20 protein-coding genes and 1 pseudogene are annotated in these 21,677 nt (G+C 35.5%); 19 read left to right on the top strand and 2 right to left on the bottom strand.

The window, feature by feature from the left end; genetic code table 11:
- The first annotated feature begins 5 nt into the window (after positions 1–5).
- The 7 genes from ACH2BV_RS12500 (at position 6) to feoB (ending at position 6,173) form a co-directional block, all read left to right on the top strand.
- The gene (locus ACH2BV_RS12500; protein ID WP_395051063.1) at positions 6–515 is read left to right on the top strand and encodes an ORF6N domain-containing protein; all 510 of its coding nucleotides are present in this window, start codon (positions 6–8) and stop codon (positions 513–515) included.
- Positions 516–640: 125 nt separating this feature from the next.
- A complete protein-coding gene (locus ACH2BV_RS12495; RefSeq protein WP_395051062.1) occupies positions 641–1,171 on the top strand; it encodes a hypothetical protein in 531 nt (176 codons plus the stop codon).
- Between the two features lie 124 nt (positions 1,172–1,295).
- Positions 1,296–2,105, top strand: a complete 810-nt coding sequence (locus ACH2BV_RS12490; protein ID WP_395051061.1) for an SDR family NAD(P)-dependent oxidoreductase — start codon at positions 1,296–1,298, stop codon at positions 2,103–2,105.
- Positions 2,068–3,030 carry a DMT family transporter gene (locus ACH2BV_RS12485; protein ID WP_395051060.1) on the top strand — a complete coding sequence of 321 codons (963 nt, stop codon included), beginning with the start codon at positions 2,068–2,070 and terminating at the stop codon, positions 3,028–3,030. Before ACH2BV_RS12490 ends, ACH2BV_RS12485 begins: the two co-directional genes overlap by 38 nt.
- A 53-nt stretch (positions 3,031–3,083) precedes the next feature.
- Complete coding sequence (locus ACH2BV_RS12480; RefSeq protein WP_395051059.1) at positions 3,084–3,755, top strand: SCO family protein; 672 nt, start codon at positions 3,084–3,086, stop codon at positions 3,753–3,755.
- 75 nt (positions 3,756–3,830) lie between these two features.
- The gene (locus tag ACH2BV_RS12475; protein ID WP_395051058.1) at positions 3,831–4,064 is read left to right on the top strand and encodes a ferrous iron transport protein A; all 234 of its coding nucleotides are present in this window, start codon (positions 3,831–3,833) and stop codon (positions 4,062–4,064) included.
- Between the two features lie 6 nt (positions 4,065–4,070).
- Positions 4,071–6,173, top strand: a complete 2,103-nt coding sequence (gene feoB, locus ACH2BV_RS12470; protein ID WP_395051057.1) for a ferrous iron transport protein B — start codon at positions 4,071–4,073, stop codon at positions 6,171–6,173.
- A gap of 122 nt (positions 6,174–6,295) precedes the next feature.
- On the opposite strand, the gene ACH2BV_RS12465 is transcribed toward feoB, so the two are convergent.
- Both ACH2BV_RS12465 and ACH2BV_RS12460 read right to left on the bottom strand, forming a co-directional pair.
- Positions 6,296–6,952: a metal-dependent transcriptional regulator gene (locus ACH2BV_RS12465; protein ID WP_395051056.1), complete on the bottom strand. Its 657-nt coding sequence runs from the start codon at positions 6,950–6,952 to the stop codon at positions 6,296–6,298.
- Between the two features lie 81 nt (positions 6,953–7,033).
- Positions 7,034–8,905: an Nramp family divalent metal transporter gene (locus tag ACH2BV_RS12460; protein WP_395051055.1), complete on the bottom strand. Its 1,872-nt coding sequence runs from the start codon at positions 8,903–8,905 to the stop codon at positions 7,034–7,036.
- A 98-nt stretch (positions 8,906–9,003) separates the two neighbouring features.
- Here ACH2BV_RS12460 and ACH2BV_RS12455 point away from each other — a divergent pair, with 98 nt between their 5' ends.
- The 12 genes and pseudogenes from ACH2BV_RS12455 to ACH2BV_RS12400 all read left to right on the top strand — a co-directional run bounded on the left by ACH2BV_RS12455 (position 9,004) and on the right by ACH2BV_RS12400 (position 21,583).
- A complete protein-coding gene (locus tag ACH2BV_RS12455) occupies positions 9,004–9,759 on the top strand; it encodes a transporter (RefSeq protein ID WP_395051054.1) in 756 nt (251 codons plus the stop codon).
- A gap of 104 nt (positions 9,760–9,863) precedes the next feature.
- Positions 9,864–10,274, top strand: coding sequence for a BrxA/BrxB family bacilliredoxin (locus ACH2BV_RS12450; protein WP_395051053.1), 411 nt, complete (start codon positions 9,864–9,866; stop codon positions 10,272–10,274).
- 145 nt (positions 10,275–10,419) lie between these two features.
- Positions 10,420–10,806, top strand: coding sequence for a hypothetical protein (locus ACH2BV_RS12445; protein ID WP_395051052.1), 387 nt, complete (start codon positions 10,420–10,422; stop codon positions 10,804–10,806).
- A 128-nt stretch (positions 10,807–10,934) separates the two neighbouring features.
- Positions 10,935–11,964: pseudogene (locus tag ACH2BV_RS12440) on the top strand (rhodanese-related sulfurtransferase); the annotation flags it as partial.
- Positions 11,965–12,029: 65 nt separating this feature from the next.
- Complete coding sequence (locus ACH2BV_RS12435; RefSeq protein ID WP_395051070.1) at positions 12,030–13,265, top strand: peptidase U32 family protein; 1,236 nt, start codon at positions 12,030–12,032, stop codon at positions 13,263–13,265.
- The gene (locus ACH2BV_RS12430; RefSeq protein ID WP_395051051.1) at positions 13,265–13,495 is read left to right on the top strand and encodes a ferredoxin; all 231 of its coding nucleotides are present in this window, start codon (positions 13,265–13,267) and stop codon (positions 13,493–13,495) included. The genes ACH2BV_RS12435 and ACH2BV_RS12430 overlap by 1 nt, the downstream gene beginning before the upstream one ends.
- A 184-nt stretch (positions 13,496–13,679) precedes the next feature.
- Positions 13,680–14,951, top strand: coding sequence for a stage 0 sporulation family protein (locus tag ACH2BV_RS12425; protein ID WP_395051050.1), 1,272 nt, complete (start codon positions 13,680–13,682; stop codon positions 14,949–14,951).
- On the top strand, positions 14,935–15,414 hold the full coding sequence (locus ACH2BV_RS12420) for a gliding motility lipoprotein GldH (RefSeq protein ID WP_395051049.1): 480 nt from the start codon (positions 14,935–14,937) through the stop codon (positions 15,412–15,414). The genes ACH2BV_RS12425 and ACH2BV_RS12420 overlap by 17 nt, the downstream gene beginning before the upstream one ends.
- Positions 15,415–15,423: 9 nt before the next feature.
- Positions 15,424–17,733, top strand: a complete 2,310-nt coding sequence (locus ACH2BV_RS12415) for a penicillin-binding protein 1A (RefSeq protein WP_395051048.1) — start codon at positions 15,424–15,426, stop codon at positions 17,731–17,733.
- A gap of 187 nt (positions 17,734–17,920) precedes the next feature.
- On the top strand, positions 17,921–18,622 hold the full coding sequence (locus ACH2BV_RS12410; RefSeq protein WP_395051047.1) for a CoA transferase subunit A: 702 nt from the start codon (positions 17,921–17,923) through the stop codon (positions 18,620–18,622).
- Positions 18,623–18,624: 2 nt separating this feature from the next.
- Complete coding sequence (locus tag ACH2BV_RS12405; RefSeq protein WP_395051046.1) at positions 18,625–19,284, top strand: CoA transferase subunit B; 660 nt, start codon at positions 18,625–18,627, stop codon at positions 19,282–19,284.
- Positions 19,285–19,555: 271 nt separating this feature from the next.
- Entirely contained in the window at positions 19,556–21,583 is a 2,028-nt protein-coding gene (locus ACH2BV_RS12400) for a M4 family metallopeptidase (RefSeq protein ID WP_395051045.1), read from the top strand.
- The last annotated feature ends 94 nt before the right edge of the window (positions 21,584–21,677 follow it).

Genomic DNA, 21,677 nt, shown 5'->3' with positions numbered 1-21,677 from the left:
TTTATATGCAAGTAGCGACTTTACAATCCAAAATATATGATATTCGCCGCCAAAAAGTCATACTTGACTTTGATTTAGCAATTCTTTATGAAATAGAAACTAAGGTTTTAAACCAAGCTGTCAAAAGGAATGTGAAGAGATTTCCTGTCGATTTTATGTTTCGACTAACTATTGAAGAATGGGAAAGTATGCGGTCACAAATTGTGACCGCATACCAAAATAAAAGAAACGTAATTGTAACACCTTTTGCCTTTACCGAACAAGGAGTAGCAATGCTCAGCGGAATTTTAAATTCGGATGTAGCAATAAATGTGAATATTGCCATTATGCGAACTTTTGTTATGATAAGGAGATATGCTTTGGAACACAAGGAATTTAATGCTAAATTATTGGAAATAGAAACCAAATACGACAAAAAATTTAGTGATATTTATGAAGCCTTAAATTACCTCATCAAAAAAGATGAGAAAGAAGTAGTGCAAAAGGAACGTAAGCAAATTGGCTACAAAAAATAATAAAAACTCAATTTCAAATGATTCAATTTCAAGTGTAAATTAATAGTTATATTTGCTGAAGAGCCATACCTTTTGTGGCTGGTATATACGAGTTGTTTGAAAGTTAAAAAATCCTGTAAATAGAAATGAAAAGAAATCAAATTACCGTAATAATTATTTTGATGGTTTTCCTGAACTTAAGTTTTCAAACATATAAAATAAAAGAGATAACAGATAATAATCTTCAGACAAATAAATATGCTGGAGTTTATAAGTATGGAGATAGTCCTGAAAAAGGTCCATCTGGACAGATAACCGTATATCCTGAATCTGATGATTCTATCTTGTTTTTCATCGATATTTCTAGAGGAGCGCCATCTTACAATATGGGTAATCTTTATGATAGAGTTAAGATAAAATCTAACAAGGGAATATATTATGTTAGATTTGAAGAAAATGATAATGCTTGTAACTTTTCACTTGTTTTCAATGGTGACAAATTAACTATTAAAACCGTAAATGGTGGAAATGATTGTGGATTTGGAGGAAATGTAAGTGTAGATGGACAATATTATAAAGTCAAGAATGCTAAATATGACCATTTTATCGATATGACAGGAGAAAAATATTTCTTTAATAAAACAAAACCCGAAGATTACGCAAAAATATTGAAATAAAGCCAGCACAATACAGCTAGAATTTCATTTCGCACTTATCACTAACAACGAAGCCAAAACTGAACGATTACTCAATATTTACTCCATTATTTAAACTACTTTTGACGACTCTATTTTATTCATAATGACACAAATTAGTATTTTGGGTTGCGGTTGGTTAGGTTTGCCTTTGGCGAAAGCCTTGCTTGAAAATGGACTTTCCATAAACGGTTCGACGACATCAAATGGGAAGCTTCAGGTTTTAGAAAACTTGGGAATTCAGCCTTTTTTAATTGCACTTAACAGCAAAAGTGTTTCGGGAGATATTGAAGTTTTCTTAAACGGAAGCAAAACCTTAATTATCGATATTCCACCAAAATTAAGAGGAAATAGTAAAGAAGATTTCGTTGTAAAAATCAAAACCTTAATCCCATTTATAGAAAAATCCACAATCGAAAATGTGCTTTTCATCAGTTCAACATCAGTATATGGTGACACTTCGACTGCGCTCAGTGTGACGGAGGAAACTAAAACCTGTCCAGAAACGGAAAGTGGCAGACAATTAGTACTAGCCGAGCAACTTTTGCAAAGCAATTCCAACTTTAAAACTACCATTCTTCGCTTTGGCGGATTGATTGGTGAAGACCGTCATCCGATACATTTTCTCGCCGGACGAACCAATCTTGAAAACCCGGACGCACCTATAAATTTGATTCATCAAGACGATTGCATTGGCATAATTCTGAAGATTCTTCGAAAAAATTCTTGGAACGAAACCTTTAATGCTGTAACTCCTTTTCATCCCGGCCGGAAAGAATATTACACTCAAAAAGCTAAAGATTTGAACTTGGTTCCACCCGAATTTAATTATGAAAACCCTGCTTTTGGAAAAACAATTTTGAGTTCAAAACTCGAAAATGTTTTGGGATATACCTTTTCAAAACCCAATTTATAAATTGAGAACTAAAATAAAAAATGCCGTTTCAACTAAAGTAAACTCGATAGGTTTGCCCATAATTGCCTTGTGCTTTGTCTGCTTTTTTTGGGGAACAACCTGGATTGCATCAAAAGAGGGCGTAAAACATATGCCAGCTTTGCAGCTTGCCGGTATTCGGCAATTCATTGGTGGTTCGCTTTATTTATGTTACTTTTTGTATAAAAAAACGCCTTGGCCGAAAGGCAAACAATGGAAAACAATTGTCATATTGAGTATTCTTAATTTTGTTTTGAGCAATGGTCTGAGCACTTGGGGAGTAAAATACATCAGTAGCGGATTGGGAGCAATTATTGGTGCTCTTGTACCTTTATGGGTAGTCATAATTTGCCTATTTCGAGGTGAAAAATTAGCGCGATTAGCCTTTTTTGGACTAATAATAAGTTTTGGTGGAGTTTGCGTAATTTTCTACAATCATTTGAGTGATTTTTTGATTCCTGATTTTAGATTTGGAATAATATTATCAGTAATGGCAACAATAACATGGGCTTTTGGAACTTTATACACTAAGAAAAAAGCGGCCAGTTTTAATCCCTATTTTAGTTTAGGAATACAGATGTTCTTATCCAGTCTTTTTATATTTGCATTCAATGGTGCAACAGGAATATCAGTTAGTTTAAGTTCAATTCCTCTGATATCTTGGCTGTCAATAGGATATTTGGTTATTTTTGGTTCTGTACTTACTTTTATTGCATTTATTTATGCACTTCAAAATCTACCAGCTCATATAAGCAGTATTTATGCTTATATCAACCCTATTATTGCGGTTTTATTAGGAGCAATAATCTTTGGCGAACCTCTCACGATGTCAATTGCCATAGGAGGTGCGGTTACATTGTGCGGTTTGTATATGGTCAATTATTCGATACGGAAAGCCAAAATATAAAAAGAAAGCGTTTTTAAATTACGCTTTTTGTACTTTTGCACCAAATCATTTTTATGAAATCATTTTTCTATAAATATCGAAAATTCTTTGGAGTATTACTCGTGTTTTCTACCATTGTGATTTCCTTGTTTTATTTTGCCTTGAAACCAACGAAAACTTTGCCAATTTTTAATCCATCGGATGTGAACCCAGAATTAGTGGACACTACAGTACAATATATTGCCAACAAACATCGTATTGCTGATTTTTCGTTTACCAATCAAAACGGCAAAACCATCACCCAAAAAGACTATGAAGGCAAAATTTATGTTGCCGATTTTTTCTTTACAACCTGTAGATCCATTTGTCCAAAAATGACAACTAATTTAGTCGATGTGCAAAAAGCGTTTCTGGATAATCCAAAAGTAAAATTGCTTTCCTTCTCCGTTATGCCTGACATTGACAACGTTTCGGTTTTGAAGGATTATGCGAAAATAAATGGTGTAAATGACAGCAAATGGAATTTAGTTACTGGCGACAAAAAAGCAATTTACACAATGGCAAGAAAATCCTTTTTGGCCGTAAAACAAGGAAAACCAGACGAACTTTATGACATGGTTCACACTGAAAATTTTGTGCTTGTTGACTCCAAGAAACGAGTTCGTGGTTTTTATGACGGAACAAATAAAGTCGAAATTCAAAGGCTAATCGAAGATATAAATTGGCTTTTGGAAGATGAGAAATAGTAAACCTGATAATTGTCATTTTATATTCTTTTTTTATCTGTACTTTTGTAATCTAAAATCAATCTAAATAAGAAGTTGAAAACAACGATTGCCAGTTTAAAAAAAGGAGAGAAAGCCACCATCATAGATTTTGATGCTGACATCATTCCGTTAAAATTATTGGAAATGGGTTGTTTGCCCGGAAATACGGTCGAATTGCTCCAAATTGCACCTTTTGGCGATCCTTTATATTTGAATATAAATGGTTCTCATCTTGCCATTCGCATCGAAACTGCTCGTGAAATTGAGGTTGATATTATGAATAAATAACTCGAAATGAGCAAACAAAATATCAATGTCGCTTTAATTGGGAATCCAAACGTGGGAAAAACTTCGGTTTTTAACCAACTTACAGGTTTAAACCAACAAGTGGGAAATTATCCAGGAATTACAGTCGAAAAGAAAGTTGGTTTTTGCAAATTATCTACTAATATCAATGCAAACGTAATCGATTTACCCGGAACCTACAGTTTGAATGCCAGTTCTGCGGACGAAAGTGTGGTGATTGATCTTTTGCTAAATAAAAAAGACAAACTCTTTCCCGATATAATTGTTTTAGTTTCTGAAGTAGAAAATTTGAAGCGTAATTTATTGCTTTTTACCCAAATCAAAGACTTGGAAATTCCAACTATTCTGGTTATCAATATGATTGACAGAATGAAACTCAAAGGAATTTCGCTCGACATTCCCTTTTTAGAAGAAAAATTAAAAACCAAAATTGCATTGGTAAGTTCCAGAAAAAATATTGGAATTGAAGAGCTAAAGAAATTAATTACAACATACAAAACCATTTCGACAGAACCGTGTCTGAATGCATCCTCAATCGACGATGTTTATTTTGATAATCTTCGAAAAACGTTTCCAAACCAATCCTTATATAAACTTTGGTTAGTCATTACACAAGATGTGAATTTTGTGGATTTAAATAGAAAAGCGCTAGAAAACAATTCGTTTACAAAAAGCGATTCCGAGTTAAAAAGGCTGCAACAAAAAGAAACCATCAAGCGCTACCAATTTATAAATGATACACTGAAAACAGGTCAAATAGTAGATTCCGCTTCAGCTACGGATTTCAGAAGTAAACTGGATAGAGTTCTCACGCATAAATTTTGGGGTTATTTAATTTTCTTTTTCATATTATTTGGGATTTTTCAATCCATATTTGAATGGTCAAAAATTCCAATGGATTTAATTGACCACGCATTTGCAAACTTGAGTTCAATTGCAAACAAATACTTGCCACCAGGAGCATTTACAAATTTAATTGCACAAGGAATTATCCCGGGAATAGGCGGAATTTTAATATTTATTCCTCAAATTACTTTTTTGTTTCTGTTCATTTCTGTTCTCGAAGAAAGCGGCTATATGAGCCGAGTGGTCTTTTTGATGGACAAAATTATGCGCAAATTTGGGCTTTCGGGCAAAAGTATCGTGCCGTTAATTTCAGGAACAGCCTGTGCCATTCCGGCGATTATGGCAACGCGAAATATCGAAAACTGGAAAGAAAGATTAATCACAATTCTCGTAACTCCGTTTACTACTTGTTCTGCAAGGTTGCCGGTTTACGCTATTATCATTGGACTGGTAATTCCTGACAAATTTGTTTTTGGTTTCCTTAATTTACAAGGATTGACGCTGATGTTGTTGTATCTGATTGGTTTTGGAATGGCGATACTTTCGGCTTACGGCCTCCATAAAGTGCTTAAGCTCAATTGCAAAACTTTCTTTGTGGTCGAAATGCCCAATTACAAGTTACCAATGTTCAAAAACGTGGCAATAAACGTTATCGAAAAAACCAAGGCTTTTGTTTTTGGAGCGGGGAAAATCATTCTTTCTATAGCTGTGATTTTATGGTTTTTGGCTTCTAATGGTCCAAGCAAAAAATTCAGCGATGCCGAAGCCATTCTAAAGGCAAAAACTGAGAATGAAGGAATATCAAAAATAGAACTGAAAAACAAAGTTGCTTCTTATAAATTAGAAAATTCCTATATTGGACTGATGGGAAAAACCATCGAACCTTTGATTTCACCTTTGGGTTACGATTGGAAAATTGGCATTGCTATTATCAGTTCTTTTGCCGCAAGGGAGGTTTTTGTGGGAACATTGGCAACTATATACAGCGTTGGCGGAAGCGACAATGAAGATACCATAAAAAACAAAATGAGAGCAGAAATTAATCCAGAAACCGGAGATAAAATATTTAATTTTGCTTCCGGAATTTCATTGTTGTTATTTTATGCCTTTGCGATGCAATGTGCGAGCACACTTGCTGTTACAAAAAAGGAGACGAACAGTTGGAAATGGCCTTTGGGACAATTGGTTTTTATGAGTAGCTTTGCCTATATTGTTGCATTAATAGCTTACCAAATTTTAAAATAAATAATTATGATTCAAGACATTTTAACATATATAACTTTAGGTATTGCAGTTGCTTTTTTAGTTCGAAAGTTCTTTTTCAAAAAGAAAAAAACTGATAAAAACTGCGGCGATGACTGTAATTGTCATTGACCCACTTTGACAAAAAGATTACTTGCGATTTTATTCGAAATCGTTAATTCTTTAGTGTCTACTTTTATTTTAATTGACAAATCGAAAGTTTCCTTGGAGATGATTTCGATTTTTGAACCCAAAGCGATTTCTTGTTTGTCCAGATATTTCAAGAAATCTGCTGACGAATCTTTTACTCCTACACAAATTCCTTTTTGATTTACCGCTAAATCCGACAGCAATTGTTTATCCGTTTTTGTCATTCTTCCTTGTGCATCCGGGATAGGATCACCGTGAGGATCTTCGGTTGGATTTCCAAGAAAATCATCGAGTTTATCGATAAGTTGTTCAGATTTTATGTGTTCTAATTGTTCCGCAATATCGTGAACTTCATCCCAAGGAAAATCTAATTTTTCCACTAAAAAAACTTCCCATAAACGGTGTTTTCTAACAATCATTTTGGCAATTAAATTTCCTTGTTCGGTCAATGAAACTCCTTGGTATTTTTTGTAATGTACCAAATCTTTTTCGGATAATTTCTTTAGCATATCAGTAACTGACGATGCTTTGGTTTCCATCATTTCAGCAATGGCATTTGTGCTCACTTCAGAATCGGAAAGATTCGTAAGATGATAGATGGTTTTGAGATAATTTTCTTCCGAAAAAGTCATAGGATTGTTGATTTTAGACTGCAGATTTTAGAAATAAAAAAATAAAATCTTAATAGTTGGTACTTTTTACTTAATACTTTTTTAAATTTTTACAATAAACAACGGAATCGAAATTTTGTGTCGCAATTTATCAACGGTTGTTCCAAAAATCAAGTCCTTGAGACCAGTGTGACCGTGTGTTCCCATTACCAAAACATCAAAATTTCCTTTATTGATAATTTCTGGTATAACATTGTTTGGTTTACCATAGCCTAATTTAGTTTTTATCTTAAATCCTTTTTCCGAAAGCATTTCCTTGTATTCTAACAATAATTTAGAGTCAATTAAGGTTTCGTGGTCATCAATGTTCTTGCCATAAACCATAGCTCCCACGGTTTCTACAACGTGAATCAAGGTGTATTTTGCTTCCATTCCGCCCAATTCAAAGGCGTGATTTATGGCAACCTCATCCGCTGAAGAAAAATCCACTGAAATAGCAATTCTCTTTTTATTGTAATTTCCTTTTTTGGAAAATTGAAGTTTTAGATTGTGTGGCGAATGGTTTTGAATTTCCTGTTTCGCTTTGGTAATAAAAGGTTTGAACACAATGTATAAAAGCAAGATCAAAAATCCAATTGCCAGCGGAACAACCGTCATCCATAAGATAATTGGGTTTTCAGAAGTTTTTAGCCAGCCTAAAATTTCATCAAAAACTAGTTTAACATTCAGTGAAACTATAATCAAGGCAACAATCCAGGAAATAATTTGGGTTGTTTTGCTAATGTGAAACCCTCGCATCTTTGTTTTATCGCTCACAAAATGAATTAACGGAATTATGGCAAACCCCAATTGCAAACTCAAAATTACCTGACTCAAAATCAAGAGTTTTCCAGTTACGCTTTCGCCAAAAATCGTGATTACAATTACTGCCGGAATAATGGCAATTAATCGCGTGATTATTCTTCGAACCCAAGGTTGAATTCTTAAATTCAAATAGCCTTCCATAACGATTTGCCCTGCTAAAGTCCCTGTGATTGTGGAGCTTTGACCGGCAGCGATCAAAGCAATGGCAAACAATATTGGTGCCCATTTGTAACCCAGCATAGGCTCCATAAATTTATAAGCATCCTGAATTTCAGCAACCTCATACATCCCGTTTTTGTAAAATGTGGCTGCAGCCAAAATTAAAATGGCGGCATTTACAAAGAATGCCAAGTTCAATGCAATCGTACTGTCGATTAAATTATATTTTAATGCTTGCTTAATTCCGGCAACACTTCGGTCGAATTTTCGGGTTTGAACTAAAGAAGAATGTAAGTATAAATTGTGTGGCATAACCGTAGCGCCAATAATCCCAATGGCGATGTAAAGCGCTTCGGAATTAGGCATTGAAGGAATTAAACCATAAATCACTTTACCCATTTCGGGTTGGGCGAAGAACATTTCGAAAACAAAGGAAATCCCAATTATCAAGACTAAGGCAATGATGAAAGCTTCCATTTTTCGGATGCCTTTGTTGATAAGAAAAAGCAATAAAAATGTGTCCAAAACAGTTATCAAAACAGCATCAATCAACGGAATCCCAAATAACAAGTTTATCCCGATTGCCATTCCAAGCACTTCGGCAAGGTCGCAGGCTGCGATAGCAATTTCGGCAAGAATATAGAGGATGTAATTTATGTATTTCGAATAGGTTTCACGAGATGCTTGTGCTAAGTCACGTTGCGTAACTATGCCTAATCTGGCGCTTAAACTTTGCAAAAGCAACGCCATCAAATTACTCATCAATAAAACCCAAAGCAAAGCATAACCAAATTGACTTCCTCCAGCAATGTCCGTTGCCCAGTTTCCTGGATCCATATAACCAACGCTTATCAAATAAGCGGGGCCAAAAAAGGCAAGAACTTTTCTGAAAACAGTTTTTTTATTTTGTGTAGAGACGGATTGGTTTACCTCTTCAAGTGATTTTCCCATTCTAATTATGTATTTTAAAAACAAAAGTATGTATTAAATTTGACGAGAGTAATTATTTTTTTAGTTTTGTCTAAATTTAATTTAAAAAAATAAAAAAAATGAATAAATTTCTACTTGTTTTGGGGTTTTTTATACAATTTCAAAATATAACTTTTGCGCAAGATTTGCCTTCTATTCAAACTGACAGGCCAGACCAGACGGAATGCCCGTTTATAACTCCAAGGCATTTTTTTCAACTTGAAAATGGGTTTTCGTATGAAAAAAACAATCAAAATTCTGAATTAATTGTTGCTCCAACCATATTAACACGCTTTGGAATCAACAAATATTTTGAATTGAGATTAATTACGGAATATGTTATTTCCAAGGAAAACGAAAACACTTATGCGGGAATTAATCCCGTTTTAATTGGTTTTAAAACAAGACTCTTAGAAGAAAAAGGAATTATCCCATTCACTTCATTGATAGCTCATATAGGATTCCCCGAGGTAGCTTCATCACAATATAGAGCAAACTACTATTATCCGGAATTTCGATTCACGATGCAGCATACTATTAGCGACAAGCAATCTCTGAGTTATAATCTAGGTGCAGAATGGAACGGAGTAGACAAAAAACCAACCTTTATTTATACCTTGACTTCAGGATATTCTTTGACTGAAACCATTGGAGCTTATATAGAGTTTTATGGTTTTGTTCCGCAAATAGGTAAAGCAGATCATCGATTTGACTTAGGATTGACTTATTTGTTCAATGACAATCATCAATTGGATGTGTCTGGAGGATTTGGTTTGTCAGCTATTTCTCCGGAATATTATTTTGCTCTAGGATATTCTTTCCGATTTAAAGTTTAGCTATTAAATCAAACTATAACAAAATTTTATTAGGCAAACTTTCAACTTGGTTTTAAACTTTGTAACTTTGTAACTTTCAATTAATAATCTTTAAATAAAAAAATATGTATCCAGAAGAAATGGTAAAACCAATGCAGGAAGAATTAACATCTGCTGGGTTTCAAGAATTATACACTGCCGAAGAAGTTGAAAAAGCTGTAAAAGCTTCAGGAACAACCCTTGTAGTGATTAACTCCGTTTGTGGTTGTGCTGCCAGAAATGCACGTCCAGGATCAAAAATGAGTTTGGATAATGCCAAAAAACCTGATCATTTAGTGACTATTTTTGCAGGAGTTGATAAAGAAGCTGTTGATGCTGCAAGAGGATTTATGTTTCCTTTTCCTCCGTCTTCACCAAGTATTGCCTTGTTCAAAGATGGCGAACTAGTTCATATGTTAGAGCGTCACCATATTGAAGGTCGCGCTGCTGAACTAATTGCTGATAACTTGAAAGACGCTTTCAACGAGTATTGCTAATATTTTAAGCACACATTTTACAAAAAGCACTATTAATTTAGTGCTTTTTGCTTTTTATAAATTTATAAATAATTGTCTTTTTGCTATTTTACAACAAATTTTTTTAACTTTACAATTATATAGATAATTCTTATTATCCTTAATTATGAAGTGGTTTTTTAAAATTTTAGCGCTTTCTCTAATTTTACAAAGTTTTCAATTTTCAGATACAAACGAATCTCCTGACCTCATAACTTCGGCACAATTAGAAACCAAAAAGTTGGAAATTCAAAATTACATCAACAGCTTTAGTTGTTCAGAAAGTGGTGGGTGCAATTATATTGCCTTTGGATCAAAACCTTGTGGAGGTCCTAAAACTTTTTTGGTTTTTTCAAACAGTGTCAACTTGGTTCATTTACAAGAAATGGTGAAAAATTACAACGAAATGGACAATTTGCACAACATTCAAACGAATGCAATTTCAGATTGTTCAGTTCCTTTGCCTCCAACCGAAATCAAATGTGTCAATGGAATTTGTACTATCATAAATTAAATTCCTTATACAAATGCCATAAAACCGCGTTCTTTCGTTCGTGGTTTTTGTTTTTAATAAATCTTGTGACTTTGCAGTAAACACTCTACCTTTGCGCAACTATTTTTCTCAACTTAATTGTTTATAGCATGCAACTGTACAACACTTTAAGCGCAGAAGAGCGAGCCGTCATGATTGATGATGCCGGAAAACAGCGACTTACGCTGTCTTTCTATGCTTATGCGCATTTACAAAACCCAACTCAATTCAGGAATGAATTATTTCTTGCTTGGAATCCTCTCGATGTTTTAGGACGAATTTATGTTGCCAATGAAGGAATTAACGCTCAGTTATCGCTTCCGGCAGATAATTTCTATGCTTTCAAAGACACTATTGAAAAGTACGATTTCATGAAAGGGATTCGATTGAATATTGCCGTCGAACACGATGATTATTCCTTTCTGAAACTCACCATAAAAGTCCGTGACAAGATTGTTGCCGATGGACTGGAAGACGAATCTTTTGATGTGACCAATATCGGAATTCACCTAAAAGCAAAAGCCTTCAACGAATTACTTGAAGATCCAAATACTATTGTAGTCGATATGCGCAATCATTACGAAAGCGAAATTGGCCATTTTACCAATGCCATAAAACCCGATGTAGATACGTTTCGAGAAAGTCTGCCCATTATTGAAGACCAACTTTCGGAACACAAACAAGACAAAAACCTTTTGATGTATTGCACTGGTGGAATTCGATGCGAAAAAGCCAGCGCTTATTTCAAACACAAAGGTTTCGAAAACGTCTATCAACTCGAAGGCGGAATCATAGAATACACGCGACAAGTAAAAACTGAAGGATTAGAAAGCAAATTCATTGGAAAAAACTTTGTGTTTGACCATCGCTTAGGCGAAAGAATTACAGACGATATTGTATCTCAATGTCATCAATGCGGAAAACCTTGTGACGTTCATACGAATTGTGTGAACGAAGGCTGTCATTTGCTTTTTATCCAATGTGAGGAATGCAAAACGGCAATGGAAGGTTGCTGTTCATCTGAATGTATGGAGGTAATTCATCTTTCGGAAGAGGAACAAAAAGACATTCGCAGAGGAATTAAAAATGGAAATAAAATTTTCAAAAAAGGAAAGTCTGATGTGTTAACTTTTAAAAAGACATTCTCAGAAAATGAATCTTTGTCAAATGTCAAAACTTTGGAAAAGGTCGTTAAACAAGATAAAATGATTCAAAAAATAGAGCTAATGGCTCCGGCCGGAAACTTCGAGTCGCTTCAGGCGGCAATTGATAATAATGCTGATTCGGTTTATTTTGGTGTGGAGCAATTGAATATGCGAGCACGCGCAACAGTAAATTTCACGATGGATGATTTGAAAGAAATTGCCCGTCGTTGCGAAGTCAAAAAAATTAGAACATATTTAACTTTAAACACCATTATTTACGACCACGATTTATCGGTTGTAAAAACATTATTGACGAAAGCCAAGGAAGCCAATATTACTGCAGTGATTGCTTCAGACCAAGCAGTGATTGCGATGGCAAGAACCATTGGGATGGAAGTCCATATTTCGACCCAATTGAATATTACCAATATCGAAACCATAAAATTCTACAGCTTATTTGCCGACACCATGGTTTTGAGCCGGGAATTGAGCTTGCGCCAAGTCAAAAAAATTACAGAGCAAATCATCAAAGAAGACATCAAAGGCCCAAGTGGAAAATTGGTGGAAATTGAAATATTTGGTCATGGCGCTTTGTGTATGGCGGTTTCTGGAAAATGTTATTTGAGTTTACATTCGGATAATTCATCGGCAAATCGTGGGGCTTGTAAGCAAAATTGCCGCAAGAAATATACTCTTACTGACCAGGAAACAGGTTTCGAAATTGAAGTTGACAATGAATATCTAATGTCTCCAAAGGATTTATGTACGATAGATTTTCTTGACCAAGTAATTGATTCGGGCATTCAAGTCTTGAAAATTGAAGGCCGTGGACGCGCTCCGGAATATGTGGCAACAGTGATCAAAACTTATCGTGATGCGATTGACAGTTATTGTGAAGGTACATTTTCTAAAGAAAAAGTAGCAGTTTGGATGGAAGCTTTGAGCACAGTTTACAATCGTGGTTTTTGGGCAGGTTATTATCTCGGTCAGGAATTGGGCGAATGGAGCGACGTTTCTGGTTCGATGGCAACTCAGAAAAAAGTATATGTGGGGAAAGCAACACATTATTTCCCAAAAGCTACCGTTGGAGAATTCAAAATTGAAGCTTACGATATAAAAACAGGCGACAAAATATTGATTACAGGACCAAGCACTGGCGCACAAGAAATGATTATCGAGGAAATGTATGTAAACGATGTAGTTTCAGATAAAGCTACGAAAGGAGATAATTGCACCTTTAAATTGCCTTTCCGCATTCGACTGTCCGACAAATTATATAAAATTGTGGAAGCTTAATGATCATTGTAACCCTTCAAAGAGCCAAATGCATTGGCTGCAATTATTGTGTTGAAATGGCTCCGGTTCAATTTCAAATGTCCAAGAAAGACGGGAAATCAGTATTGATTAAAAGCATAAATGCCAAAGGCTTTTTTACATTAAAATCATACGATCATACCATTGTGGAAAAATGTGAATTAGCGGCGAAAGCCTGTCCGGTCAAGATTATTTCGGTAAAGGAGACCTAGAAATTTACTTAATCCAAACCCTTTATTATCTACTCAAAAATTCAATTTAACACCTTTTTTAGTATATTTTTATGATTTTTTGGCCTTTTCAAACCTTGTAACTTAAAACTAAAAAATACTATCTTTACAAACTAAACGTTTTAAGAACTTAAGTTGTGCCCGTCACAACACTACATATATAATTATGGCATGTACAAGTTGTTCAACTTCTGATGGCGGTGCTCCAAAGGGTTGTAAAAATAATGGGACTTGCGGTACCGATAGCTGCAACAAATTAACGGTTTTCGATTGGCTTTCGAATATGAGTTTGCCTAATGGAGAAACTCCTTTTGACTGTGTTGAAATACGTTTCAAAAATGGAAGAAAAGAATTTTACCGAAATACCGAAAAACTAACCCTAAGCATTGGAGACATTGTCGCTACCGAAGCTTCGCCTGGACATGACATAGGAATCGTTACGCTGACAGGTGAATTGGTAAAAATCCAAATGAAGAAAAAAGGAGTAAATCACACCAGTCCTGATGTTCCTAAAGTTTATAGAAAAGCTTCCCAAAGAGATATTGATATTTGGTCTGCTGCACGAGATAAAGAAGAGCCTATGAAAGTTCGTGCACGTGAATTAGCGATTTCTCAAAAACTGGAAATGAAAATTTCGGACATCGAATTTCAAGGAGATGGCTCAAAAGCTACCTTTTATTACACGGCCAATGACAGAGTCGATTTTAGATTGTTAATCAAAGACTTTGCTAAAGAATTCAGTACTAGAGTCGAGATGAAACAAGTGGGTCTTCGTCAAGAAGCAGCTCGTTTGGGCGGAATTGGATCTTGCGGAAGAGAATTATGTTGTTCTACTTGGCTAACTGATTTTAGAAGCGTAAACACCTCTGCGGCACGTTACCAACAATTGTCTTTAAACCCACAAAAACTAGCAGGACAATGTGGTAAATTAAAATGTTGTCTGAATTATGAGCTCGATACTTATATGGACGCCTTAAAAGGATTTCCTGATTTTGACACTAAATTAGTAACTGAAAAAGGCGACGCTATATGCCAAAAACAGGATATTTTCAAAGGACTGATGTGGTTTGCATATACTAATGATTTTGCCAATTGGCACGTTCTAAAAATCGAACAAGTCAGAGAAATTGTTGCTGAAAATAAACTTAAAAACAAAGTTGCTTCGCTTGAAGATTTTGCAATTGTAATTGTTCAGGAACCGGAACAACACTTCAATAATGCAATGGGTCAGGAAAGTTTAACCCGTTTTGACCAACCAAAGAAAAAGAAAAAGTCAAATAAAAAACGCAAAGGCGGTGAGAATTTAATTGTTGCAAACAACAATAGTAACACCAACAACAAGCCAAATAATAATGCCAAACCTAATGTTGCAGAAGATAAAAAACCTGTAATAGCAAGGAAACCTATAATTATTACTAAAAATGAGAATAAGGAATAGTGCATTGCTGCTTTTAGTTGCAATTCTCTTTTTTTCATGTGACAGAAAAAGAGTTTTCGACGAGTATAAATCCGTGGGAAGTGCCTGGCACAAAGACAGTATTGTAACTTTTAATTTGCCAGAATTAGATTCGACAAAACGGTACAATTTATTTGTAACTTTGAGAGATAACAACAACTATCCGTTCAACAATCTCTTTTTGATTGTGGCAATAGAAAGACCTAATGGGTTTACAAAAGTAGACACTCTAGAATACCAAATGGCAAATCCTGATGGATCTCTAATGGGTGATGGCTTTTCAGACATAAAGGAAAGCAAACTTTTTTATAAAGAGAAAGTACGATTTAGAGGGAAATATAAAGTTCACATCAAACAAGCAGTTAGGGAAAACGGAAAAGTTCCCGGAGTAACTGCCTTGGAAGGAATAACAGACGTTGGTTTCAGAATAGAAAAAATAGATTAAGAAGTAATTATGGCTAGTCAAAAAAATAATATTCAGACAAAAAATACCGAAAAAGACATCACGTACTACAAAAATAAATTTTGGAAAATTTTCTTTTATGGTTTGGGAGGATTATTATTGTTTTTCTTGTTTGCCTCGTGGGGACTTTTTGGCTCTATGCCTTCTTTCGAAGATTTAGAAAATCCGGATTCTAATTTAGCAACAGAAGTCATTTCGTCTGACGGAGTGGTTTTAGGGAAATATTTCGAAAAAAACAGGTCTCAATTAAAATATTCCGATTTGCCAAAAAGTCTAGTACAAGCACTTGTCGCAACTGAAGACGAACGTTTTTATGAACATTCAGGAATTGACGGCAGAGGAACTTTGAGAGCAATAATGAGCTTAGGAACAAGTGGTGGCGCAAGTACATTGACACAACAATTAGCCAAACAATTATTTCATGGGGAAGGTTCTAAATTTTTACCTTTTAGAATCGTACAAAAAGTGAAGGAGTGGATAATTGCTATCCGATTGGAAAGACAATATACAAAAAGCGAAATCATCGCCATGTATTGCAATGTTTATGATTTTGGAAACTATTCAGTTGGGGTAAGCTCTGCAGCCAAAACCTATTTTTCTAAAGAACCCAAAGATTTAACCACTGACGAATCCGCAATATTAGTTGGAATGTTTAAAAATTCCGGACTATACAATCCTGTAAAAAATCCGCAAGGAGTAAAAAACCGAAGAAATGTGGTGCTTTTGCAAATGGAAAAAGGCGGCATAATTACTGAAGATCAAAAAGTAAAACTACAATCTTTACCTATCACATTACATTTCAAATTAGAAAGTCACCGCGAAGGAACAGCCACTTATTTCAGAGAATATTTGCGTGATTATATGAAAAAATGGGTAGAAGAAAACAAAAAAGCCGATGGATCTGATTACAATATCTACAAAGACGGTTTAAAAATATATACCACCATTGATTCAAGAATGCAATTGCATGCCGAAGAAGCCATTGCTAAACATATGGAAAACCTTCAGCAACAATTTTTTATCGAAGCTAAAACTAATAAAAATGCGCCTTTTGTAAACATTTCTGAAGCTGAAACTGACCGAATCATGAAGCAAGCAATGAAATCCTCCTACCGTTGGACAGTATTAGCTGAGCAAGATAAAAGCGAAGAAGAAATCATAAAATCATTCAGCGAAAAAGCAAAAATGACCGTCTTCACTTGGAAAGGTGAAAGGGATACTATTATGACGCCTTTGGATTCTATTCGGTATTACAAGCACTTTCTACAATCCGGTTTAATGGCTATGGAACCGCAAACTGGAAGTATAAAGGCTTGGGTTGGTGGCATCAATTACAAATATTTCCAATACGATCACGTAGGTCAAGGCGCGAGACAAGTAGGTTCGACGTTCAAACCATTCGTGTATGCAACCGCTATCGAACAATTAGGAATGTCGCCTTGCGATACTATTCTTGATGGTCCGTTTATGATTCGTAAAGGACGCCATCACGTAACCGAAGATTGGGAACCACGAAATTCCGACAATAGATACCGTGGAATGGTTACTTTGAAACAAGGATTGGCAAACTCCATAAATACTATTTCGGCAAAATTAATTGACAAAACAGGTCCGGAAGCAGTAGTAGAATTAACACATAAATTAGGTGTAAAATCCGAAATTCCAGTGCAACCTTCCATCGCGCTTGGTGCAGTTGATATTACTGTAGAAGATATGGTAGCAGCTTATGGCACTTTTGCAAATCAAGGCGTTTACATCAAACCACAATTTATAACTCGAATTGAAGACAAAAGTGGTGTGATAATCTATGAACCAATTCCTGAATCGCACGACGTTCTAAACAAAGACATTGCGTTTGCCGTTATCAAATTACTCGAAGGCGTTACCGAAGGTGGGTCAGGAGCACGATTACGTACACAAGGCGGCGGAAGTGGCGACAATCGCTGGACAGGCTATCCATATATGTTTACCAACCCAATTGCGGGTAAAACCGGTACAACGCAAAACCAGTCTGACGGTTGGTTTATGGGAATGGTTCCAAATCTCGTAACGGGAGTTTGGGTAGGTTGCGAAGACCGTTCGGCACGTTTCAAAAGCCTGACTTATGGGCAAGGAGCAACGGCAGCATTACCTATTTGGGGCTATTTTATGAAACTTTGTTATGCAGATGAAAACCTTAAAGTATCCAAAGAAGATTTCGACAGACCACCAAATCTTTCTATAAAAGTGGACTGCTACGTTGCTCCAAAAGTAAAAGACACCACCGATATTCAAGAAGATACTGAAGAATTCGAATTGTAATTTTTTTTATTTGGAGCTATTTCCTGCTATTCGTTTCAATCTTACGTGCCGAACATCGGCACATAAGGATTTACACTTCTATCAGGGCTAGGGCATTTACTTATAAAACGAACAATCATGAAATTACAATACTTTGAAAACTTAATGCCCTTAATTTCTTAATGGTTTAAAAAGTCATTTTATAATTATGATCAACAAAAAAGTTAACAACGTACAAGAAGCACTCGAAGGAATCGAAAACGGAATGACCCTAATGTTGGGTGGTTTCGGCCTATGTGGCATTCCCGAAAACTCCATTGCAGAACTAGTAAAAAAAGGAACCAACAATCTCACCTGCATTTCTAACAATGCCGGCGTCGATGATTTTGGTCTTGGATTGCTTTTGAAAAAACATCAAATCAAAAAAATGATTTCTTCCTATGTGGGAGAAAATGCCGAATTCGAACGCCAAATGCTTTCCGGCGAACTTGACGTGGAACTCATTCCGCAAGGAACTCTGGCAGAAAGATGTCGCGCAGCACAAGCCGGAATTCCCGCTTTTTTCACACCGGCAGGTTTCGGAACCGAAGTCGCTATTGGCAAAGAAACCCGCGAATTCAACGGAAAAATGCACGTGATGGAATTGGCTTTCAAAGCGGATTTTGCCATTGTAAAAGCTTGGAAAGGCGACACGGCAGGAAACCTCATCTTCAAAGGAACAGCCCGAAATTTCAATCCGTGTATGGCTGGCGCAGGAAAAATCACCATCGCCGAAGTCGAAGAATTAGTCGAAGCCGGAACCCTCGACCCCAACCAAATTCACATTTCCGGAATATTAGTGCAACGCATTTTTCAAGGAGAACAATACGAAAAAAGGATTGAGCAACGTACAACAAGAAAAAGAGACTAATTATGGCACTTGGTAAAGAAGACATCGCAAAACGCATCGCTCAAGAAGTCAAAGACAAATACTTTGTAAACCTCGGAATTGGGATTCCAACTCTAGTGGCAAACTATATTCCAAAAGGAATTGACGTAGAGTTTCAAAGCGAAAACGGCGTTCTGGGAATGGGCCCTTTCCCTTTCGAGGGCGAGGAAGATGCAGACTTAATCAATGCAGGAAAACAAACTATTACCACTTTAAAAGGCGCTTCTTTCTTTGACTCGGCAATGAGTTTCGGAATGATTCGTGGGCAACACGTCGATTTGACAATTCTTGGCGCGATGGAAGTTGCCGAAAACGGTGATATTGCCAACTGGAAAATCCCCGGAAAAATGGTCAAAGGAATGGGCGGCGCAATGGATTTAGTCGCTTCGGCAGAGAATATAATCGTGGCAATGATGCACGTTAACAAGGCCGGAGAATCTAAAATATTGAAAAATTGTACTTTGCCGTTAACTGGCGTTGGTTGTGTGAAAAAAGTAGTTACTGAACTTGCCGTTTTAGAAATAACACCAAAAGGATTTAAACTCTTGGAACGCGCTCCAGGCGTTACAGTAGAACACATCATCTCTTCAACAGAAGCCTCTTTAATTATCGAAGGCGAAATTCCTGAAATGGTGATTGATTAAAAATTGAAAATAGATATTTTTTTTACTCCAAATCATATGACTCATCCTTGATTTTGGATGTGTATTTGTTTTTTTGATCAAATTAAAACACCATCTCTTCTTTGTTTTATAACTGTTACAGTTGTTATTTCTTTTATTAGTTAAAATAAATATTCAACGAATTTACGTAACAACAATATAAAACTTAAATTTTTAGCATATTATATGTCATATTGTTATTATTTTGTTAAATTTGAAGTTCTTTAAAAACTAACCATAAATCAAAATTAACATGAAAGCAAAACTACTTGTAAAGGCATTATTGTTCACGGTTGTTTCATTAATCGTTATGCAAACAAAAGCACAAAATGCAGATAAAAATGTGAAAGAAAAAATTATGGATGAAAGAGGCAAGCCTTCTCTAATAATTTTTAATGAAAACTCATCTTATAAAGCATCTGAAAATCAAAAAGTTTTAAAAGAACAGTTGCTTTTAAAAGAAAACTCATCCTTTGCAAAAGTTAAAACAGAAATTGATAATCTAGGAATTACACATGATAAATATCAATTATTTTATCAAGGGATTAAAGTAGAATTCTCTACCTATACACTTCACTCAAAATCCGATAAATTAGAGTCCATGAGTGGTGAGTTTTATCAATTGGACAATATTAATATTCGCCCTGTTCTGTCAAAAGAACAAGCCTTTAATAATGCCCTAAAACAAATAGGAGCGTCTAGCTATTTATGGGAAAACCCATCAGATGCAAAAATAAATGATTATCAAAAACCCGCAGGAGAACTTGTGCTATTACCAATTGTAGACGAAGACAATAATGGAAAAAAAACAGAACAAATTCGTCTTTGTTATAAATATGATATCTATGCCACAAATCCTGTAAGTCGTGGTGACATCTATATAGATGCCGTAACTGGACAATCTTTGTTTTACAATGCAATTATAAAACACTTAGGAAAATATAGTAATAATTCAAATTCAGCTACGGCAATAAATCAAACTGTTGCCACAACATTAGCTGTTGCGAATGCAGACACACGTTATAGTGGCTCACAATCTATACAAACCATCCTAAGCGGAGGCACAAACATTCTATCTGATGCAACTCGAGGTTCTGGAATTATGACATACAATATGAAAAAAGGAACCAGTTATACAGCTGCGGTTAATTTTACAGACTTAGACAACAACTGGACCGCGGCTGAATATGACAATGTCAACAAAGATAACGGAGCATTGGATGCGCATTGGGGAGCTGAAAAAACATACGATTATTGGTCTGCGGTTCATGGCAGAAATAGTTATAATAATGCTGGAGCCGCTTTAAAAAGCTACGTACATTATAGTAGTTCTTACAACAATGCATACTGGAATGGAAGTGTAATGACATACGGTGATGGTTCAGGAACTGGAGGTTTTGATATTTTAACTTCAATTGATGTTGCAGGACATGAAATAGGTCATGCTGTTTGTTCAAGCACAGCTAATTTAGCATATCAACTTGAATCAGGAGCTTTGAATGAATCTTTATCTGACATTTGGGGTGCGTGCATCGAGTACTATGCTGCTCCAAACAAACAACGTTGGTTAATAGGTGAAGACATAGAAAGAAGATCAGGACATTTGTCTTTACGTTCTATGAGCAATCCAAAAGTAGAAGGTCAACCTGATACTTACGGAGGTGCAAATTGGAAATCCGTAACAAGATGCCACCCAACAAGCAACAATGATTATTGTGGTGTTCATACTAATAGCGGCGTACTTAATCATTGGTTTTATATTTTAACAGAAGGCAAAACAGGAACCAATGATAAAGGCAGTTCTTATAGCGTAACTGGTATAGGAATTGACAAAGCAGCTAAAATAACTTATAGAATGGAAAGTGTTTATATGACATCTGGATCAACGTATGCAAATGCAAGAACTTATGCAATAAAAGCATCAACTGATCTTTATGGAGCAACTTCATTAGAAACAATAGCAACAACAAATGCCTTTTATGCTGTGGGTGTAGGAACGGCATATGTTTCGGCTGCAAAAATAAGTAGTCCTAAGACAAAAACTGCTTCAATTAATGAATCAATAGTTTTATACCCTAACCCAACTAATTCTATATTAAGTGTTTCCATAAAAGACAATAGGGAAGGCGATTATAGAATCTACAATTCTTTAGGAATTGAAATTCAAAAAGGGAAAACTTCTGGAGGAGATATTAATGTGAGCCTTCTGAGCAAAGGAATCTATTTTTTCGAATTTAATAATGGAAAGGAAACTACAGTTAAACCATTTGCTAAAGATTAAAAGTTCTTTATTTAATAAATTCAAAAAAGCCTCATATAAAGTTTGAGGGCACTGAAAAAGTCATTTTAGTACTTAATTGATTAATAAATAAGGA

Origin of the sequence: Flavobacterium sp., from assembly GCF_043780635.1 — a bacterium.
GTDB lineage: Bacteria > Bacteroidota > Bacteroidia > Flavobacteriales > Flavobacteriaceae > Flavobacterium.
This window is presented reverse-complemented; position numbering and strand designations above follow the sequence as displayed.

What these genes read in the sequence shown, in the direction of transcription:
- ACH2BV_RS12500 (WP_395051063.1), top strand. Translation starts at nt 6, where the DNA reads ATGCAAGTAGCGACTTTACAATCCAAAATATATGATATTCGCCGCCAA.
- ACH2BV_RS12495 (WP_395051062.1), top strand. Translation starts at nt 641, where the DNA reads ATGAAAAGAAATCAAATTACCGTAATAATTATTTTGATGGTTTTCCTG.
- ACH2BV_RS12490 (WP_395051061.1), top strand. Translation starts at nt 1,296, where the DNA reads ATGACACAAATTAGTATTTTGGGTTGCGGTTGGTTAGGTTTGCCTTTG.
- ACH2BV_RS12485 (WP_395051060.1), top strand. Translation starts at nt 2,068, where the DNA reads ATGTTTTGGGATATACCTTTTCAAAACCCAATTTATAAATTGAGAACT.
- ACH2BV_RS12480 (WP_395051059.1), top strand. Translation starts at nt 3,084, where the DNA reads ATGAAATCATTTTTCTATAAATATCGAAAATTCTTTGGAGTATTACTC.
- feoB (WP_395051057.1), top strand. Translation starts at nt 4,071, where the DNA reads ATGAGCAAACAAAATATCAATGTCGCTTTAATTGGGAATCCAAACGTG.
- ACH2BV_RS12465 (WP_395051056.1), bottom strand. Translation starts at nt 6,952, where the DNA reads ATGACTTTTTCGGAAGAAAATTATCTCAAAACCATCTATCATCTTACG.
- ACH2BV_RS12460 (WP_395051055.1), bottom strand. Translation starts at nt 8,905, where the DNA reads ATGGGAAAATCACTTGAAGAGGTAAACCAATCCGTCTCTACACAAAAT.
- ACH2BV_RS12455 (WP_395051054.1), top strand. Translation starts at nt 9,004, where the DNA reads ATGAATAAATTTCTACTTGTTTTGGGGTTTTTTATACAATTTCAAAAT.
- ACH2BV_RS12450 (WP_395051053.1), top strand. Translation starts at nt 9,864, where the DNA reads ATGTATCCAGAAGAAATGGTAAAACCAATGCAGGAAGAATTAACATCT.
- ACH2BV_RS12445 (WP_395051052.1), top strand. Translation starts at nt 10,420, where the DNA reads ATGAAGTGGTTTTTTAAAATTTTAGCGCTTTCTCTAATTTTACAAAGT.
- ACH2BV_RS12435 (WP_395051070.1), top strand. Translation starts at nt 12,030, where the DNA reads ATGATTCAAAAAATAGAGCTAATGGCTCCGGCCGGAAACTTCGAGTCG.
- ACH2BV_RS12430 (WP_395051051.1), top strand. Translation starts at nt 13,265, where the DNA reads ATGATCATTGTAACCCTTCAAAGAGCCAAATGCATTGGCTGCAATTAT.
- ACH2BV_RS12425 (WP_395051050.1), top strand. Translation starts at nt 13,680, where the DNA reads ATGGCATGTACAAGTTGTTCAACTTCTGATGGCGGTGCTCCAAAGGGT.
- ACH2BV_RS12420 (WP_395051049.1), top strand. Translation starts at nt 14,935, where the DNA reads ATGAGAATAAGGAATAGTGCATTGCTGCTTTTAGTTGCAATTCTCTTT.
- ACH2BV_RS12415 (WP_395051048.1), top strand. Translation starts at nt 15,424, where the DNA reads ATGGCTAGTCAAAAAAATAATATTCAGACAAAAAATACCGAAAAAGAC.
- ACH2BV_RS12410 (WP_395051047.1), top strand. Translation starts at nt 17,921, where the DNA reads ATGATCAACAAAAAAGTTAACAACGTACAAGAAGCACTCGAAGGAATC.
- ACH2BV_RS12405 (WP_395051046.1), top strand. Translation starts at nt 18,625, where the DNA reads ATGGCACTTGGTAAAGAAGACATCGCAAAACGCATCGCTCAAGAAGTC.
- ACH2BV_RS12400 (WP_395051045.1), top strand. Translation starts at nt 19,556, where the DNA reads ATGAAAGCAAAACTACTTGTAAAGGCATTATTGTTCACGGTTGTTTCA.